At 39.0% G+C, this 17,997-nt stretch carries 17 protein-coding genes; 9 read left to right on the plus strand and 8 right to left on the minus strand.

The genetic code is table 11. The features are described from left to right. Positions 1 to 15 precede the first annotated feature (15 nt). Entirely contained in the window at positions 16 to 1,392 is a 1,377-nt protein-coding gene (locus K5G00_RS08695; protein WP_238765746.1) for a hypothetical protein, read from the minus strand. Positions 1,393 to 1,496: 104 nt separating this feature from the next. Next, positions 1,497 to 1,982, minus strand: coding sequence for a 2-amino-4-hydroxy-6-hydroxymethyldihydropteridine diphosphokinase (gene folK, locus K5G00_RS08700; protein WP_238765747.1), 486 nt, complete (start codon positions 1,980 to 1,982; stop codon positions 1,497 to 1,499). 299 nt (positions 1,983 to 2,281) lie between these two features. On the opposite strand from folK, the gene sppA reads away from it, so the two are divergent. Next, positions 2,282 to 4,060, plus strand: a complete 1,779-nt coding sequence (gene sppA, locus K5G00_RS08705) for a signal peptide peptidase SppA (RefSeq protein ID WP_238765748.1) — start codon at positions 2,282 to 2,284, stop codon at positions 4,058 to 4,060. An 83-nt stretch (positions 4,061 to 4,143) separates the two neighbouring features. On the opposite strand, the gene K5G00_RS08710 is transcribed toward sppA, so the two are convergent. Genes K5G00_RS08710 through K5G00_RS08725 form a run of 4 tightly spaced genes read right to left on the minus strand, consistent with a single transcriptional unit; the run spans position 4,144 to position 8,312 of the window. Continuing rightward, the gene (locus tag K5G00_RS08710) at positions 4,144 to 5,016 is read right to left on the minus strand and encodes a glycine betaine ABC transporter substrate-binding protein (RefSeq protein WP_238765749.1); all 873 of its coding nucleotides are present in this window, start codon (positions 5,014 to 5,016) and stop codon (positions 4,144 to 4,146) included. Positions 5,017 to 5,039: 23 nt separating this feature from the next. Then, positions 5,040 to 5,900: an ABC transporter permease gene (locus K5G00_RS08715; RefSeq protein WP_238765750.1), complete on the minus strand. Its 861-nt coding sequence runs from the start codon at positions 5,898 to 5,900 to the stop codon at positions 5,040 to 5,042. 1 nt (position 5,901) lies between these two features. Next, positions 5,902 to 7,146 carry a quaternary amine ABC transporter ATP-binding protein gene (locus K5G00_RS08720; RefSeq protein WP_238765751.1) on the minus strand — a complete coding sequence of 415 codons (1,245 nt, stop codon included), beginning with the start codon at positions 7,144 to 7,146 and terminating at the stop codon, positions 5,902 to 5,904. Between the two features lie 17 nt (positions 7,147 to 7,163). Further along, positions 7,164 to 8,312, minus strand: coding sequence for a hypothetical protein (locus K5G00_RS08725; RefSeq protein ID WP_238765752.1), 1,149 nt, complete (start codon positions 8,310 to 8,312; stop codon positions 7,164 to 7,166). Positions 8,313 to 8,706: 394 nt separating this feature from the next. Here K5G00_RS08725 and lpxK point away from each other — a divergent pair, with 394 nt between their 5' ends. The 6 genes from lpxK to K5G00_RS08755 all read left to right on the plus strand — a co-directional run bounded on the left by lpxK (position 8,707) and on the right by K5G00_RS08755 (position 13,855). Further along, positions 8,707 to 9,807, plus strand: a complete 1,101-nt coding sequence (gene lpxK, locus K5G00_RS08730) for a tetraacyldisaccharide 4'-kinase (RefSeq protein WP_238765753.1) — start codon at positions 8,707 to 8,709, stop codon at positions 9,805 to 9,807. After that, the gene (locus K5G00_RS08735; protein WP_238765754.1) at positions 9,752 to 10,564 is read left to right on the plus strand and encodes a purine-nucleoside phosphorylase; all 813 of its coding nucleotides are present in this window, start codon (positions 9,752 to 9,754) and stop codon (positions 10,562 to 10,564) included. The genes lpxK and K5G00_RS08735 overlap by 56 nt, the downstream gene beginning before the upstream one ends. Positions 10,565 to 10,633: 69 nt before the next feature. After that, positions 10,634 to 11,578, plus strand: coding sequence for an SMP-30/gluconolactonase/LRE family protein (locus K5G00_RS08740; RefSeq protein WP_238765755.1), 945 nt, complete (start codon positions 10,634 to 10,636; stop codon positions 11,576 to 11,578). A 17-nt stretch (positions 11,579 to 11,595) separates the two neighbouring features. Next, positions 11,596 to 12,210: a hypothetical protein gene (locus K5G00_RS08745; protein ID WP_238765756.1), complete on the plus strand. Its 615-nt coding sequence runs from the start codon at positions 11,596 to 11,598 to the stop codon at positions 12,208 to 12,210. Beyond that, a complete protein-coding gene (locus tag K5G00_RS08750) occupies positions 12,207 to 12,911 on the plus strand; it encodes a PrsW family glutamic-type intramembrane protease (RefSeq protein WP_238765757.1) in 705 nt (234 codons plus the stop codon). Before K5G00_RS08745 ends, K5G00_RS08750 begins: the two co-directional genes overlap by 4 nt. Continuing rightward, the gene (locus tag K5G00_RS08755) at positions 12,911 to 13,855 is read left to right on the plus strand and encodes a pyridoxal-phosphate dependent enzyme (protein ID WP_238765758.1); all 945 of its coding nucleotides are present in this window, start codon (positions 12,911 to 12,913) and stop codon (positions 13,853 to 13,855) included. The genes K5G00_RS08750 and K5G00_RS08755 overlap by 1 nt, the downstream gene beginning before the upstream one ends. 139 nt (positions 13,856 to 13,994) lie before the next feature. On the opposite strand, the gene cls is transcribed toward K5G00_RS08755, so the two are convergent. Continuing rightward, a complete protein-coding gene (gene cls / locus K5G00_RS08760; protein ID WP_238765759.1) occupies positions 13,995 to 15,446 on the minus strand; it encodes a cardiolipin synthase in 1,452 nt (483 codons plus the stop codon). 66 nt (positions 15,447 to 15,512) lie between these two features. On the opposite strand from cls, the gene K5G00_RS08765 reads away from it, so the two are divergent. Beyond that, positions 15,513 to 15,974, plus strand: coding sequence for a DUF6146 family protein (locus K5G00_RS08765; RefSeq protein ID WP_238765760.1), 462 nt, complete (start codon positions 15,513 to 15,515; stop codon positions 15,972 to 15,974). Here the strand turns inward: K5G00_RS08765 and ribD are convergent. Next, complete coding sequence (gene ribD, locus K5G00_RS08770; protein WP_238765761.1) at positions 15,971 to 17,017, minus strand: bifunctional diaminohydroxyphosphoribosylaminopyrimidine deaminase/5-amino-6-(5-phosphoribosylamino)uracil reductase RibD; 1,047 nt, start codon at positions 17,015 to 17,017, stop codon at positions 15,971 to 15,973. The genes K5G00_RS08765 and ribD overlap by 4 nt on opposite strands. Positions 17,018 to 17,058: 41 nt before the next feature. Between ribD and prmC the strand changes: the two genes are divergently transcribed. After that, a complete protein-coding gene (gene prmC / locus K5G00_RS08775; protein WP_238765762.1) occupies positions 17,059 to 17,898 on the plus strand; it encodes a peptide chain release factor N(5)-glutamine methyltransferase in 840 nt (279 codons plus the stop codon). Positions 17,899 to 17,997 lie beyond the last annotated feature (99 nt).

The following is a 17,997-nucleotide window of genomic DNA, read 5'->3' on the forward strand; positions in this document are numbered from 1 at the left end:
CCCGGTTGCTAAAAATCACAAGTTAAAAAAGGTATAATATTTTTCGTTGGCGATAATTCTTTTCAAATAAAGAGCCACTTCCCGCGCATGGTAATCTCCCCACATCGAAGATTCCCCACAGGCGATTTTTTGCCCTTCAGGAACATTATCCCAGCCGTTGGGTTGATGGTAGATGCTGTGCAGGATTATTCCCTGGTGTTCCGGATTTGTACTCAGATAAGGATAATCAAGCAATGAATTCATTACAGTTAATCCGGCCTGCCAGTAGGTTTGTCCTTCTTCTTTCTTTTTGTTTTCAGAAAGGTATTTTCCCAGGCGCAGCAATCCCTGTGCGCCAATTGCTGCAGCCGAACTGTCAACTGGCTCCCAGCTGTTGTACGGGTCGGATGGTTTATCCAGGTAATCTCCCATTTTATGCAGGTTAGGAGCCCCTGTATCCCAATATGGAATTCCGTCAACCGGCGTGTTACTTATATAAAAATCGCAGGTAGCTTTGGCTGCCTTGAGCATCATTTTTTCAATTTCAGCCTTTCCTCCAAAGTTTATTAAACTATTATCGGGAATTTGATTTAGTAGTTCCAGTTCTTCAGCAAAACCCAGCATTGCCCATGCTAGTCCACGTGTCCATGTTGAAAAACCAGTGTAACCTTGCTGTGCATTCGGACAGCGAAAGTTTCCGTCGTTGGTATTAAAAATACTTTCGTGAGCTGTTCTCCCCCAAACATCATAACTGTCGCGTCCTTCGCCATAAAAAACAGAATAATTTGCTGTTGCTGTAATATGTTGAATGGCTCTTCCCAAAAGAGAAATTTTCACATCTCCTTCTCCCTGAAAAACATGTCCTAGCAAGTGGCTTGCCATTAAAATCCGAACAGAACGTATCGTATCAACAAATAATGAATGCGGGCCATTGAATGAATAAATAAAACCACCATCTTTTATATTTGTCCAGCGGTGGGCTTGCACAGCTCCTGAGATTTTCACAGCCAGTTCATAAAAGTTTTTTTCCCATTCGTTTAAAGGAATTTTTCCTTCATTCATTAAACGAAGCAAATTTCCGTAGGTGCTTAAATTATTAAAACCGTGATCGTGAACTCCGGTATGACTGATGTGCGGCGCCATTTTTTCAAGCGTATTTTTTCTCCCGGTTTCCAGAAAATAGTTTTCTCCGGTAGCATCAAACTGTAAAATGGCTGAACCAAATTGAAAACCCTGTGTCCACTCTGTCCAGCCTCGTGTTGAGTACTTTCCATTTACGGTAAAAACAGGCGAACCTTTTAAAACATCATAGTTTTTGTCAATCAACTTTATTTTTTCCGCGGAAAGTTCCCAAAACAGATCCAGTTTCTTTTTTAAATGTTCAGGCTGAAGTTTTAGATCAATTTTTATCATGCAATGATTAATTAGGTTTAATTCTGCCGAAAGGTACAAAAGGAGGTTGATTTTTAAAACAGTTTTACAGGTTTGTCCCGAAAATAGTAACGATTAAATTGAATTTATTTTAGTTTTTTAATTACCGATTTGTCCTTGCAATTTTCGAGCATCTGAATGCTGGTCAACCGGAACAGCGGGTGTTTAAAATCCGGAGCAATTTCAGCCAGCGGAACCAAAACAAATAAGCGCTTTTGTATATGCGGATGAGGGATAAATAATTCATCGGTTTCAATATATGTATCATCAAAATATAAAATGTCTATGTCCATCTCCCGCGAGCTGTATCCTTCTTTTCCCCTTTTTCTTCCAAACGATTCTTCAATTGAGTGAATGTTTCTGAGTAGGTCTTCCGGGCTTAGTTCTGATTCAATAATTAATACCTGATTCCAGAAAATTTCTTGAGCATGAAATCCCCAGGGCGGTGTTTCATAAACAGACGACTTTTGAATTATTTTTCCAAGGCGCTTCTCAATAAGAGGAAAAACTTTTTTGAAGTTTTCTCTTTTATTTCCCAAATTTCCACCTATTCCTAAAAAAACCTTATGCATAGAGTTGTATATTTGTAACTTTCTATGTTTTCTTCCTACCAATTCAATATAAAGGTAGGGAAAACAATTTAATGAAATCCCTTACCGTTGAAAACGTGGTTAAAATAAAACGAAAACAAAATCGTCTCAAAAATATAAAAGCAAACATTAAGAATTTACCCATATTATGAAAAGAATATGATTCAAAATTTTTTAGTTTATGTGATTTTGTTCTCACAAAAAAAGTATGGAGACTAAACGAATACCAAAACAAAGATTTTAAATTTTGAAGTTTATAACATTAAATACAATTTGTTCAAATGAAAGAGTTTTTTAAATATGTATTGGCAACGGTAGTCGGAATTGTAGCGGTTTCAATCATCGGATTTTTTCTCATGTTTATGATTGTTGGTGTCTTGATTTCATCAACCGAAAAACAGGTAAGCGTACAGAATAATTCGATGCTGGTTATTCCACTCGACCGTCAGATTGTTGACCGGAATCCGGATGATCCGTTTGAAGATTTGGATATTCCGGGATTTCAGGTAGCTAAAACGGTTGGTTTGGATGATATAAAAACTTCACTTGATAAAGCCGTAAATGACGACCGCATTAAAGGAGTTTACTTAAAACTCTCGGCTGCCGGTGGAGGAATGGCCTCAATCGAAGAAATCAGAAACATGCTGATTGATTTTAAAGAAAAATGCGATAAGCCGGTTTATGCTTATGGCGACAGTTACGATCAGAAATCATATTACCTGGCAACAGTAGCAGACCAGATTGTGATTCATCCACTGGGCTCAGTAGATTTCAGAGGGCTTGGAGGAGAAATGATGTTTTACAAAAATTTGCTTGAAAAAATAGGAGTTGAGATACAGGTTGTTCGTGGGCCTAACAATAAATTTAAAGCGGCAGTTGAGCCTTTTATGCTTGAACAAATGAGCGATGAAAACAGGGAACAGCAACTCAAGTATATGTCGAGTTTGTGGAACCATATGTTAACAGGAATTTCAGAAACCCGTAATATTTCTGTTGATAAACTAAATACACTTGCCGATGAAGTACAGACGTTCAGGCAGGGTGCCAGCTTTGTTGATATCGGACTGGTTGATTACGCAAAATATAAAGATGAAGTGCTGGATGATATGCGTGAAATTGCTGGAATAAGCGGAAAAAAAGGCATCCCTATAGTTAGCGTAACCGATTATGCAGATGTTGAAGTAAAAGGATTCTCAGAAAAATACAGCAGAAATAAAATTGCAGTCATTTATGCCAGTGGCGATATTGGAATGTCGATGGGAGGCGAAGCTATTTTTGGAGACGAACTGGGGCGCGAAATTCGTAAAGTTCGTCAGGACAGCATGTACAAAGCTATTGTTTTGCGTGTAAACTCTCCCGGTGGTGCAGTTTTCGACTCTGAAGTAATTTGGCGTGAGGCAAAACTGGCTGCTGAAGAAAAAACACTTGTTGTTTCATTCGGCGATGTTGCAGCTTCCGGTGGCTATTATATTTCGTGTCCTGCCGACAAAATTGTTGCCCAACCCAATACAATTACCGGGTCCATAGGAATTTTTGGAACGATCCCGAATTTTGGTGAATTAATGAACGACAAGCTGGGAATTACCACCGATGTAGTTAAAACCAACAAAAATTCTGATTTGCTGACTTTAACCCGCCCTATGACGGGATATGAAAAACAATTGCTGGAAAATTACATTGCGCAGGGTTATGATACTTTTCTTGCGCACGTAGCCGAAGGACGCGGGATGACAAAAGAAGATGTGGATGCTATCGGACAGGGGCGTGTCTGGAGTGGTGAAAACGCAAAAGAAATTGGTTTGATTGATGAATTTGGCGGACTGGAAGATGCTGTTGAGCTGGCTGCTGAAATTGCTGGCATTGAAGAATATCGTACTATTTCGCTGCCGTTTTTACCTGATCCGTTTGAAGAATTTCTCAAAACCGGAACCGATAATCTCCGCGCGCGTTTTCTAAAAAATGAACTGGGCGAAAAATATCGTTATTATGAATACTGGAAGAAAGCTACAAGTTTTAACGGAATTTTTGCACGCATGCCCTACGATATTTATGTAAATTAGCAATCTGACTTTTAGGTTATTACCAAAAAATACCGATGGACTTACTTACAGTTCCATCGGTATTTTTTTTGTAAAAGAGACGCCTATTCGAACCACGAATCCACAAATTCTTTGTTTGCTTCGTACCATTTTTGCGCGCCCGTTTCTTCGTCGTTGGCTTTTATTTCAGCCATTAAGTCATACAACTGTGCTTCTTCAAGATTAAAGTTCCTGAAAAATTTGGCTGCTTCGGGAGTATCCTGTTCAAATCCCTTTCGCGAAATGATGGCACACACATCCTGCGGGTATACTCCTTTAGGGTCGGTTAAATATTTTAAATCGTAGTTTGCCCACATATAATGTGGTTTCCAACCGGTAACAACAATCCATTCTTCATTCTTTATTGCTTTTTCAAGGCTTGCTACCATAGCTGGTCCACTTGAGGTGACCTGTTCCAAATCAAGATTGTATTCTTCAATTGCCTTAATTGTGTTAGCATGAATCCCGGCGCCACTGCCAATCCCAATAATTTCTTCATTGAATTTATCTTTGTTGGCATTTAATTCTTCAATGGAATTAATTGTAAGGTACGACGGGACAACCAATCCTGTTGTTCCTCCGCTAAATGCTTCTCCTAACTTTACCAGGTCATTGCCATAGTCGGCCCAGTAATCTTTGTGCGTGTTGGGTAGCCAAGCATCCAAAAAAACATCTCCTTTTGAGTTAGTCTTTGACAATTCTCCGTAAATCAATCCGGGTTCCAAATTGGTTAATTCTACCTCGTAATTGTGACCTTCAAGTGCTGCTTTGGCTAAATAAGTAAATGCAATTCCCTCTGCCCAGTTCGGATACAGGATACTAACTTTTTTCTGAGCACTTTTTGTTTCCTTTTTATTTCCACTGTTCGAACATGATGTGAACGCTGCCGCTAAAACAGCAACCATGAACAGTATTCCAATTTTTTTCAATTTTAACATAACATATATATTTAGATTATTTATTATTTTTTTCCAATGGATTGTGTAATTCTATCTAAAATGATGGCGAGGACAACAATCCCAAGTCCTGCTTCAAAACCTTTGGCAATATTGTTTTGCTGGATTCCCTGGTAAACAATACTTCCCAATCCTTTAGCCCCAACCATGGATGCAATTACCACCATCGATAATGCAAGAAGAATGACCTGGTTTATACCTGCAAGAATTGTTGTTTTCGCCAGGGGTAATTGAATTTTAAAAAGTATTTGTTTTTCGGTAGCGCCAAATGCGTAGCCGGCTTCAATTACGTCCGAAGGAACATTTCGTATACCCAAACTGGTTAGACGAACAGCCGGCGGCAACGAGAAAATAACCGTGGCAATCACTCCCGGAGTGTTTCCTACGCTAAAAAAGAATATGGCCGGAATGAGATATACGAATGCCGGCATCGTTTGCATTAAGTCAAGTATTGGACGAATAACTGCATTTGCGGTGTTGCTGCGGGCAGCCCAAATTCCCAACGGAATGCCAAAAATAAGCGCGATAAATGTAGATACAATCACCAGGGTTGTGGTTTGAACGGCTTCTTCCCAGTAACCCATCGCCCAAACTAAAATAAGTCCCAGAACAACAAAGAGAGCCAGACTTGCACCGTCTTTTATCCCCTCTTTTTTAAACGATTTTTTTCCAGCTTTTGCATAGTAGGCGCCAACTGTTACCAGAATAATGATTACATAAAACGGAATTACCAGGAATATGTCGTTTATACTGTCTACTGTCCACGATATTATATTATCTATAGCTCTCCACAGACCTGAGAAATTTTCTTCCAGCGCATTGATTCCGATTTCAATGTATTTTCCTATATCTATTAACTTTTCCATATCAAATTTCGTTAGCTTTTTCTTTTAACTCAATCACTTCCTCCATTTCAAAGCGTGTAGCTTCAATAATCAGCGACGTTTGAGAAACAATGCCAAGTAATTTGCCATTCTCTTCATCAACCACTGCAAGCGGGTACCTGGTTTCTGTAATCAGTGGCAGCATATCTTCAACTGTGTATGTTTTATACACGCTGGGCACATCTGTTTTTAAAACTTTTTTTATTGAGGTTTCCTTTTCTTTCTCCAGCTTCAGTATTTCCTGCAACCTGACATATCCGAGAAATTTTTTGTCTTCATCCTCAACCGGCAGAACATCCATCCCTACGGTCCTCATTTTTCTTATTATACTTTTGGGTCCTTCCTTATTGATTTCGGCGAAAGTAAACTTCTCAAACATCAGCGTTTCTGCTGTTATTATGGTTTTTCTGTCCACTTTTTCAACAAAAGCTTCTACATAGTCGCTGGCCGGGTTGGTAAGAATATCTTCTGCCGTTCCGATTTGTTCCACAACCCCGTCTTTCATAATTGCAATCCGGTCGCCAATTTTTATAGCTTCATCCAAATCGTGCGTAATAAATACAATGGTTTTATGCAGTTTATTTTGAATTTGTAAAAGTTCATCCTGCATATCTGATTTAATCAAAGGATCGAGTGCCGAAAAGGCTTCGTCCATCAGCAGCACTTCCGGATCGTTGGCTAACGCACGAGCCAGCCCTACTCTCTGTTGCATTCCACCAGATAATTCTGCAGGATATTGCGATTCATAGCCTTTTAATCCAACCGTTCCCAAAGCTCTTTTTGCCCGTGCCTCTCGTTGTTCTTTTTCTTCTCCTCTGATTTCAAGTCCAAAGGAAGCATTCTCCAGAATGGTATGATGGGGAAGCAGTCCAAATTTCTGAAAAACCATACTCATTTTGGTACGCCTGGTTTCGAGCAATTCTTTGTTTGTTTCGCGGGTTATGTCATGACTGTCAAAATACACCTTCCCTGCTGTTGGTTCATTTAAACGATTTAAACAACGGATTAATGTTGATTTTCCACTGCCCGACAGTCCCATGATTACAAATATCTCCCCTTCTCTAATTTCTAGATTGGCTTTGTTAACACCGACAGTACATTTAGTTTTTTTCAGGATTTCTTCTTTTGAAACCCCTTGTTGCAGTAACTTTAACGCTTCTTGTTTTCGTTTTCCAAAAATCAGCGTTAGATCCTCAACATGAATTTTTATTTTTCTTTTGTCTGACATAACTCTGCGCTTTAGAATTAAAAGTAATAACCGATATTAATGTTAAATCGCATCTCCCAGTCTGCGTTGGCAGTTCCTTCCGATAAGGCTCCTCCCCAAACCGGCCCGAGCCAGGGTTGGTCTTTTCCCTGTGCCGCATCCACGTATGTGTAAACGTTTCCGGCAGTAATCAGTACTCCGGTTACATTCATATAAGAATCGTGAAAATCATTGAGTTTTTTGTCCATAAAACCAAAGTCGTCGTAAAATTGAAGGTTTGATATGGGCCCCCACTCAACAGGGACAGAATATGCAACACCCAAAGTGTAGGTTGTGCCTTCTGATGCCACGAGGTAAGGGGCACCGTACGCTGTCATGGCAATCATATCGTTCGATTGGCCTACAGGGTTTTTTGTGTTGTAATTGTATTTTGAAACCTGTGCTTTTACGTTAAGTTTTCCGAAATCCAACTCATAATGGCCAGCCAATGCGTAGTGATCTCCTGTGTTTTCTGTGTCCAGATTGTAAATTCCTCCATATTGTGCAGAAACTCCCAGCATATGATTAGCACCTCCGTTTGAAAATTTACGCACAACTTTAAAGTTAAGCTGGTTGATTTCCTTATTGCGGTACAGTCCATCGCCTGAAGAGCTGACATCGTACGAATACCGGCTATTGGAGACGTCAGAATTATTTCCAAAGTTTAGTTCTTCTGCGTTTTTAAAAAAAGCAAATACATACAACCAGTTTTCGCTGTTGTGTGTATATTTTAATCCCATATCGTGGTCATCTTCCAAACCCAGATAATAATTAATGCTGAAAAACCAATTATGAGAATTGTATTGTGTAATTCCAAAAGGAACCTGCGTTAACCCAATTTGCAGATTATTTTCAGGCGTAAAATCATAACCCACCCAACCTTGTTTTAACATGCCTCCTCCAAATCCTTGAGAATATAAACGGTACTCGGCGTTTAATTTTACACCCTTGTATTTTGATTTTGCGTTAATACGAAAAAGATCGTAACCAAAATCACCACCGCGTGTTTTCTGTCCTTCCTTCCACGATGATAAATTATAATTAAAACGGAGTGCTCCTCCTACATGTAGCTCAGGCTTATCCTGCGCAAATAATGAAATAACGGGTATTGAAACAAATATCAATACCATCTTAAATTTTGATACCATAAAATTATTTTCTGTTAGAATGAATTAAAACGAAGAGGGGAAAACAAATGCAGTTTAACGGCACGGCGGAATAAATCTGTCTGATTGATTTCGAAAGACAAGGTTGAAGGCTGTAAAAACCCTCATATTTCTCCGTTCGTGGTTTTTAATGTTTTTACAATTCATTGGGGCAAAGTTACAATATTGTGGTAGTTTAACGAACCAGTAGTCAAAAACCTGAATTTTAATAAAATACAGTTAACGATTCTTCTTTTTAGGTTAATGAGGGACGGTTTTATTTTTTTGAAACCGGAAGACTTGTTAACAGATAGTATTTTTGTACTTTGCTGAGGCGCCTTCCGGTTTTAGTTTGCTTCATTTTCGTATATTAGCTCCTCTTAAAAAAAGGGCTTTTATGTTGAAAATTCTTCTTTACCCGTTCTCCCTGCTCTATGGAATTATCGTATACATCCGCAACCGGATGTACGACTTAAATATTTTTAAGTCGACGGAATTTGATGTGCCGGTAATTTCGATCGGAAACATTACTGTTGGAGGAACAGGGAAAACTCCACATGTAGAGTATATTGTTAATCTTTTAAAAGAGAAATTTGAAATAGCCACATTAAGCCGCGGATATAAACGAAAAACCAGAGGGTTTGTAAAAGTGGAGACCGATTCTCCGGTAGTTAATGTTGGTGATGAGCCTCTGCAAATAAAGAAAAAGTTTCCGGAGATAACCGTTTCGGTGTGTGAGAACCGGGTTACCGGCGTAGAAAAAATACTGGAGCCTAAAAATGAGAAAACACCTGATGTAGTTATTTTGGACGACGCCTTTCAACACCGTCGGATAACTCCCGGTATTAATATCCTGCTTATCGATTACAACAGACAAATTAAAGAAGATATGCTTTTGCCTGCCGGAAGATTACGTGAAGGGAGCTACCAGATGAGGCGGGCAAACATTATCATTTTTACCAAATGTCCCAATGAAATTACTCCCATTGTTAGAAGGATAATGCAAAAGGAAGTCCGGTTGAAACCCTACCAGGAATTATTTTTTACAACATTGGTTTACGATAAAATTATTCCCGTTTTTTCAGGGCCCGATCTGGACGAGCACTTTTTTGAGAAGAAAGAATATGCAGTTCTGGTAGTAACAGGAATCGCATCTCCGGTGTTGATATATAAGTATCTCGGGAAATATACAAGCTCGTTGGATACCTTAACTTTTCCCGACCATCACCATTATTCTGAAAATGATTTACGGCTTATATTTCGTAAGTTTGAAAAAATAAACTCAACCAGGAAAATAATTGTTACTACTGAAAAAGATGCAATGCATTTCAAAGATATATCAAACCTGACGGTTGAATTTAAGGAAGCATTGTATTACCTTCCGGTAAAAATAAAATTCCTCGATGAGGAGGGGAGGTTATTTAATAAAAAGATTTTAGGTTATGTTGGAGAGAATAAAAGCAACCGCGAACTTCATAAAAGAAAGAATTCAGGCTAGTCCTGAATATGGAATAATATTAGGTACCGGGCTTGGTGGTCTGGTAAACGAAATTGAAATTCTGGAATCAATTCCCTACAAAGAAATTCCAAATTTTCCGGTTTCAACGGTCGATGGGCACAGTGGAAGATTAATTTACGGAAAGCTGGGGGATAAAGAGGTGCTTGCCATGCAGGGACGTTTCCACTTTTATGAAGGCTATTCGATGAAAGAAGTGACTTTCCCTGTGCGTGTTTTTAAATTTATTGGAATCACTCATCTGTTTGTTTCCAATGCAAGTGGCGGGCTTAACCCCGATTCCAATGTGGGAGATATTGTTATCATCAACGACCATGTCAATTTTTTCCCGGAACACCCTTTACGAGGGAAAAATGAAAATGAACTAGGACCGCGTTTTCCTGATATGAGTAAACCTTACGACAAGAAGTTAAGAGACAGAGCCAAATTAATAGCATTGGAAAACAGTATAACGGTTGGAGAAGGGGTTTATGTTGGAGTGTCAGGACCAACTTTTGAAACTCCTGCCGAATACAAAATGTTCCGCATATTAGGAGGAGACATGGTTGGAATGTCAACAGTGCCGGAAGTGATTGTAGCCCGGCACATGGAGATGAAAGTTTTTGGAATTTCAATTATTACCGACAGCGGTGTCCCCGGTGAGATTGTTGAAATATCTCACGAGGAGGTGCAGGAAGTTGCGATGAAAGCAGAACCCAAAATGACACTGATTCTAAAAAAGTTAATTGAAAGTATTTAGATATTATATCACCGGGATCTACCGTTGCAGGTTTTTTATTTTCAATAATTGTTATTCAAAAAAAGTAAGATGAAAAATATCATATCGATTTTTATACTGGCTGCATTTATAGCGGTTGCTTGTTCAACACAAAAAACAAATGATGTGGAACTGGTTATTGACTCGCAATCGGATTTGGGAGAAGGAGCTCTTTGGGATTACAGAACCGGTAAATTAATGTGGATAAACATTACGGGCAAAATATTAAACTTCTATAATCCAAAAACGGGAAATAATAAAGAGATGTTTACCGGGCAGATGATTGGAACGGTTGTTCCTACTGAATCGGGAAAAGTTTTGGTTGCGCTGCAAAATGGAATTTATTCGCTTGAGCCCGAAACCGGAACAAAATCGTTGATCGTTGATCCCGAAGAAGATATTGCAACCAATCGATTTAATGATGGGAAATGTGATCCGTCCGGACGTTTTTGGGCAGGTACATTGAGTTTAAACGGAGAATCGGGGGCAGCGGCTCTGTACCGTCTCGATTCTGACAGTTCGGTGCATACAATGGTCAAAAATGTTAGTATCTCAAATGGAATTGTGTGGTCGCAAGATTATAAAAAAATGTATTATATAGATACTCCTACCCAGAAAGTTATGGTCTACGATTATGATAATGCAAGCGGAAATATCAGCCATCCCGAAGTGGCAGTTAATGTTCCGTCAGAAATAGGTTCTCCCGATGGAATGACCATTGATGCAGATGGCAATTTGTGGGTAGCGCTTTGGGGCGGTTCCGCAGTTGGATGCTGGAATCCTGAAACCGGTAAGCTGCTCCGAAAAATAGAAGTCCCGGCAAAAAATGTTACTTCCTGTGCTTTTGGCGGTGATGATTTGGAAACACTTTATATTACTACAGCCAGGCAAAGTACCACAAAAGAAGAATTGGTGAGATTTCCTCATGCAGGAGGTGTATTCAAAACCAATCCCGGAATAAAGGGTGTTAAAGCATACTATTTTGATGATATTTAACCGTTAATTTGCCTGGAATGAGAAATGCAAAACAGGAGTTAAAACAAATTTTCCAGAAGAGGGGCAAAGATATTCGGAAATATACAATTTCAGAAACCGGTTTAGATACTGAAATTTCTTCCAACGGGCAATCTCAATCTTTTTCTATTCCTTTTGAGGAAATCGAGTTTAATGAAATGCTGATAACAAAAAAATCAGGGTCAAAAGAAATTGCTTTTTTTATTTCGGTTGCCATAAACCTTTTGCTCATTGGTTTTTTGCTATACCAGAATACTTCCTTTATTGAAGCGGCAGCCTTTTCCGGGATGATTATCGGTGTGGTTGCCGGCTTAAGTGTTTGGGCGCTTCAGTTTTTCAAAAAGGAAAAAGAAAAAATAATAAAAGGACAGCAGAATTTGTTTTTTTTCTACAATAAAAAAGAAAAAGATGAGGTTGATTGGTTTCTGAAAGAGCTAAAATCGGTTCAAAGAAATTATATTCGGAAAAAATATATGAAAATTGACGACCTTGTACCCTACGAAAATCAGGAACAAACTTTTTACTGGATGTACAGCAAAAAATTTATTTCCCGTTCGGAACTGGAGATTTTGTTTGAAGAACTGGAAAACAGAAAAATAATTAGAGGAAGATGAATTTGCTACTTCTTTCGCTGGCACCTGTTTTTATTATTGGTGGTTACATTTACTACCGTGATAAATACGATAAAGAACCACTACAACTTTTGTGGAAAGCTTTGCTGGCCGGAGCACTCATTGTAATTCCGGTGATTTTTGTGGAACAGCTTTTATCTTTGTTTTTACCTTTTTTCCCGGGAATTTTGAATCCGGCTTACCACGGTTTTGTGGTGGCTGCATTTACCGAGGAGTCGTTTAAATTTTTGGCTTTGTTTCTCTTATTCTGGAAAGCCAATACTTTTAATGAGAAGTTTGACGGAATTGTTTACGCCACCTTTATTTCGCTTGGGTTTGCCGGTGTTGAAAATGTAATGTATGTTTTACAGTATGGCGTTTCTACCGGAATAACACGGGCGATTACGGCTGTTCCGGCACACGCAGTTTTTGGTGTTACTATGGGATTTTATGTCGGACAGGCTCGTTTTTACGACAAACAAAAAAAGGAGTTACTCAGAAAAGCCATTGGAATGCCCATTCTTTTGCACGGTGTTTACGATTTTATTTTGATGACGGGCTACAACTGGCTGCTGGCTTTTTGGATTGCTTTTGTCGTTTTCCTTTATTTTTCAGCGTTAAAAAGGATCAAAACCTTATCCGACCAGTCGATTTTTAATACCGATTACGATTTACTAAACGAAAAATTTACAAAAAAACAGTAATGGATATTCCCGTTTTCTCCGATGTTGAAAAGGCACATAAGATAATACAAAAATACGCTCACCGAACACCGGTTTTGACCTCGCAAAGTATAAACAAAATAGTTGGCGGGCAGTTATTTTTCAAATGTGAGAACCTGCAAAAAGTAGGGGCTTTTAAATTCAGAGGTGCTTGTAATGCTGTTTTCTCGCTTTCGGAAGAAGATGCACAAAAGGGCGTAGCAACGCATTCTTCGGGCAACCATGCGGCAGCACTTGCTCTGGCTGCACAAATGCGGGGAGTGGAGGCACACATTGTAATGCCCGATAATTCGCCGGAAATTAAGAAGAAAGCGGTGTCAGGTTATGGGGCGAAAATCACTTTTTGCCAACCTACTTTGGAGGCACGCGAAAGCACGCTGAAGAAGGTAATTGAAGAAACCGGTGCAACAGAAATTCATCCCTACAATAACTTTTTTGTGATAGCAGGACAAGGAACTGCTGCCATAGAACTGATTGAAGAACAGGGGGGATTTGATATTATTTTGGCTCCAGTTGGCGGAGGGGGCTTGTTGAGCGGAACAGCTATCTCTACAAAACATTTGCTCCCCAATTGCAGGGTAATAGCAGCCGAACCAGCTGGCGCCGACGATGCTTTTCGTTCTTTTTATGCAAAAAAGCTGATTCCTTCAGTTAATCCAAAAACCATTGCCGACGGCTTATTGACTTCGCTTGGAGAGCGAAATTTCAAAATAATTATGGAGAAAGTAAATGATATATTCACCGTTTCAGAAGAAAAAATCGTAGAAGCCATGCGGATGATTTGGGAGCGTATGAAAATAATTATTGAACCTTCGTCTGCCGTCCCGCTGGCAGCCATTCTGGAAGGAAAAATTGACATTCAGAATAAAAAAATTGGAGTTATTCTTTCCGGCGGCAATATGGATTTGGAAAAGTTGCCGTTTTGAATGTTTTTAAATCAAATTTTAATAAGGTACAAGTCGAAGAAGGAGGTTGTTAAAAAGGCGGCTTTTGAATTACCTCTTTTCAAGATGAATAAAATTTTAGATTCATTTCACAGTGGATCTGGATCTTAATCAATTATAATTAAAGCATCGGGCTAAAGATATGCGCCAGCGATTCGCGAAATTTTTTATGCCATGGGCGCTGTTGCCACTCTTCCAATGTTATTTCATAGCTGTTTTTTAAATCAACGGTAAAGGTCTTTTCAAGTTCTGCTGTAAACTCCTCATCGTAAATAAAAGCATTTACCTCAAAATTGGTTTCCAGGCTTCGAAAATCGAGGTTGGTGGTTCCCACGCTTGAAAAAACATCATCAACAATAATGTATTTACTATGGATAAATCCGGCCTCGTAAAAAAATATCCGGATTCCTGCCTCCATTAATTCTTCTACATAAGAAAATGAACACCAGCGCGGAATTATCGCATCCGATTTTTTAGGGATGATAATCCGAACATCAACATTGCTTAATGAAGTCATCTTTAGCGCGGAAACAATATTGGGTGGTGGCATTAAATAAGGAGTAACAATATAAACCCGCTTCCGGGCATTGGTAATGGCTGCAAAAAATGCCTGACTGATGTTTTCCCAATCAGAGTCGGGGCCACTGGCCGAAATCTGTACAGCAGTTCCCGGAGCTTCTGAAAAGGCAGGAAAATATTTTCGTCCGTTTATGTTTTCATTGATTACAAAATACCAGTCGGCAGCAAAAACAACCTGTAAACAGGCCACAGCGTCGCCTTCCAGTTGCAAGTGTGTATCGCGCCAGGGACCAATTTTTTTAATTCCCTCAATGTATCGATCGGCCACATTTATTCCCCCTGTAAAACCAATTTCTCCGTCAACTATAACAATTTTCCGATGGTTTCTAAAGTTTACCTGTGAGGTGAGACGCGGAAAACGAACTTCCATAAACGGATAAATTTCCACTCCGTTTTTTCTAAATTCTTCAATGTTTTTATTTCCCAGCCCCCAGCTTCCAACATCGTCGATTATTATACGAACCTCTACCCCCTGTCTGCTTTTTGCGATCAGTAAATCTTTCAGTCGCCGTCCGATTTTATCATCGGCAAGAATATAATACTCCAGGTGAATATGATGACTGGCGTTTTGTATCGCTTCAAAAATGGCGTCGAAAGTTTGTTTCCCGCCATTTAATATTTTTAATTTGTTTCCGGTTGTTAGCAGTGCGTTTGAGTTATTAAGAAGCAGGCGAATAATTTTTTCTTTTTCCCGGATTTTTTTATCGAGGTGCAGATGGCTCTGTTCAAATTCGCGCAATTGTTTCGTTGAAAGCCTCCTGATTTTCCCAAGGCTTTTTATTCCCGATCGCGAAAACAGCTTTCGTTTGCGGTATTCCTGCCCAAAAATCAGATAAAAAACTACACCAAAAATGGGAAGCAAAATCAGAACCAAAATCCAGGCTGCAGTTTTAAACGGCGAGCGTTTTTCCCAAACAATCATTATTGCAACCGGAATTGCAGTGAGAAGAAAAACCAGTGAAAAGATTCGCCAAAATTCACTCCACTCAATCATTGCGTAATTTTTCAAAAAATTAACAGAATAAATTTCACCAAAATTAATATGAAAAACAATTTTGGTATGGAATTCGTATCAGATAATATAACAAATTACAAAGGAGGAAAAATGAAAAAGATATATTTTGTAATAGGAATTTTAGCGTTTATTGTGGCTTGCTCATCACAAAAAAAGGTTGCACATGTGCCACAGGTTGAAAAAGCAGAGATGGCAGAAGACAGTTTGGAATACGATCTGGAGACCTTTGATACCAAATTTGAAACCTGGTACCAGTTACATGATAATCCTTCGCAATACCGTTCGCAACAGTATTACGAATCGTGGAACAGGCAATATGTTTCTGCCTGGAATATAAATGCCATGACGCCGGGCAAAAGCTCATTTTTTGAATCGATTGTAGGATACGATCCACATGAAGATTATGGTTTTGAGCTCAACCACGAACTGTTTTATTATTTTCAATATGTTGAAAATGTACTCAGAATCAGAATAATCCCCAATGGTCCGAATGTTGTCAGGTTTTAATCCTGGTTTTTTAAAATATACAACCAGTCGTTGTCCAACTGCTCTGCGGCTATCAGTTTACCATTAATTTGAGGCGCTTTTACACCTTTTGAAAAGAACTTGTTCCCGGTGAAAATATGAGCTTCGTCCCATAAGTTTGCCAAAATAAAACTTTGTAACAACCGGTGCCCACCTTCCACAATAACCGACAAAATATTCTCTTTGTACAGTTGACAAAGAATTTCTTGTATTGGATTTTGGGTGTTGTTCAATTTTACATAAGTCAGCTTGTTATCTTCTTTGTCTTGTAGAATATTAAATACAACTGTCTTTTCTGATTGGTCAAAAACATTCAGTGTTTTGGGAAGTTTCAGTTCGTTGTCAACGACAGCACGCAACGGATTTTTTCCATACCAGTGCCGCACTGTTAAGGAAGGATTATCTTTCTCAGCGGTTTTTCTCCCAACCAAAATAGCGCCTTCTTCAGCCCGTATTTTATGTACGAGCCGAAGAGCCAAATTGCCGGTAATCCAGGTTGGTTCGCCATAATTTTCAACACTGCGCTCAATGTCGATAAAACCATCCTGTGTTTGTGCCCATTTTAAAATTACATAGGGTCTTTTCTTTTCGTGAAATGTAAAAAAACGTTTATTGATATTACGGCATTCTTTTTCCAAAACACCAACTTCCACTTCAACACCGGCTTTTTTTAATTTTTCTATCCCCTTTCCGGCCACTTCAGCAAACGGATCAACAGTACCAATAATCACTCTGGGGATTCGCTTTCTGATAATTAAATCGGAACATGGCGGCGTTAATCCAAAATGCGCACAAGGTTCAAGCGTAACGTAAAGTGTACTTTTGGGAAGTAATTCCTGATCTTTCACTGCATGGATAGCATTTACTTCTGCATGGGCATCACCGTATTTCTGATGAAAACCTTCGCCAATGATTTTTCCCTCACAAACAATTACACAACCCACCATTGGATTTGGCGATACTTCACCGATTCCCAGCTGGGCAAGCTCCAAGGCGCGGAGCATGTATTTTTTGTTCACATTCATTCAAAGAGAAAAATTAACTTTGTCGTGTCAAAAATAACACAATGCAGTCGCTTATTCAATATATCGAAAAAGAATTAAAGGGTTTGTACCCGGCGGAGGAAATCAGAAGTTTTATCCGTTTAGTTTTTGAGCAGGTTTGTGAATTGAATTACACTCAATTGCTGCTTAGTCGCGATAAAATTCTCAGCCCGGAAGAAAAAGAGAAGATGGAAGAAATTGTAACACGATTAAAGACTTTTGAACCGATTCAATATATTTTAGGCGAAACGGAATTTTACGGGCTTCAGTTAAAAGTAAATCCCGCTGTTTTGATTCCCCGCCCGGAAACAGAAGAGTTGGTGCAATGGATTTTGCAAACAAATAAGTTAACATCACCGGTTGTTCTGGATGTAGGAACCGGAAGCGGATGTATTGCATTGGCTTTGAAAAAGGAATTGCCCGCAGCAACTCTTACAGCAATCGATATTTCTGAAACAGCATTGGAAACCGCAAAGGAGAATGCAAAAATAAACCGGCTTGATATCCAACTCTTGAATTGTAATATTTTAAACTGGGAAGGGCAAAAGTGGGAACAGTATGATATTATTGTTAGTAACCCGCCTTATGTAAGAACAATGGAAAAAGAGAAAATGCAAGCCAATGTTTTGGATTACGAACCTGAACTGGCACTTTTTGTATCCGATGCTGATCCGCTTGTTTTTTACAGAAGAATTGGAGAGTTTTCCTTAGAAAACTTAAGAAAAGATGGTTTTCTTTTTTTTGAGATTAACGAAAATTTGGGAACGGAAATGGCTGAATTGTTATCCGCACAGGGATTCAAAAATATTGAGATAAGAACAGACATTCGCGGGAAAGAGCGAATGCTTTGTTGTCAGAGGTAACAGCTGTCTTTGTATGCTTTTCTTTTTGTCATTTGTTAATAACTGGATAAACAATCTTTCTGAAAATGACAGGATTTTCCTATCTTGCATTCAAAGCGA

Origin of the sequence: Maribellus maritimus, from assembly GCF_022267315.1 — a bacterium.
GTDB lineage: Bacteria > Bacteroidota > Bacteroidia > Bacteroidales > Prolixibacteraceae > Draconibacterium > Draconibacterium maritimum.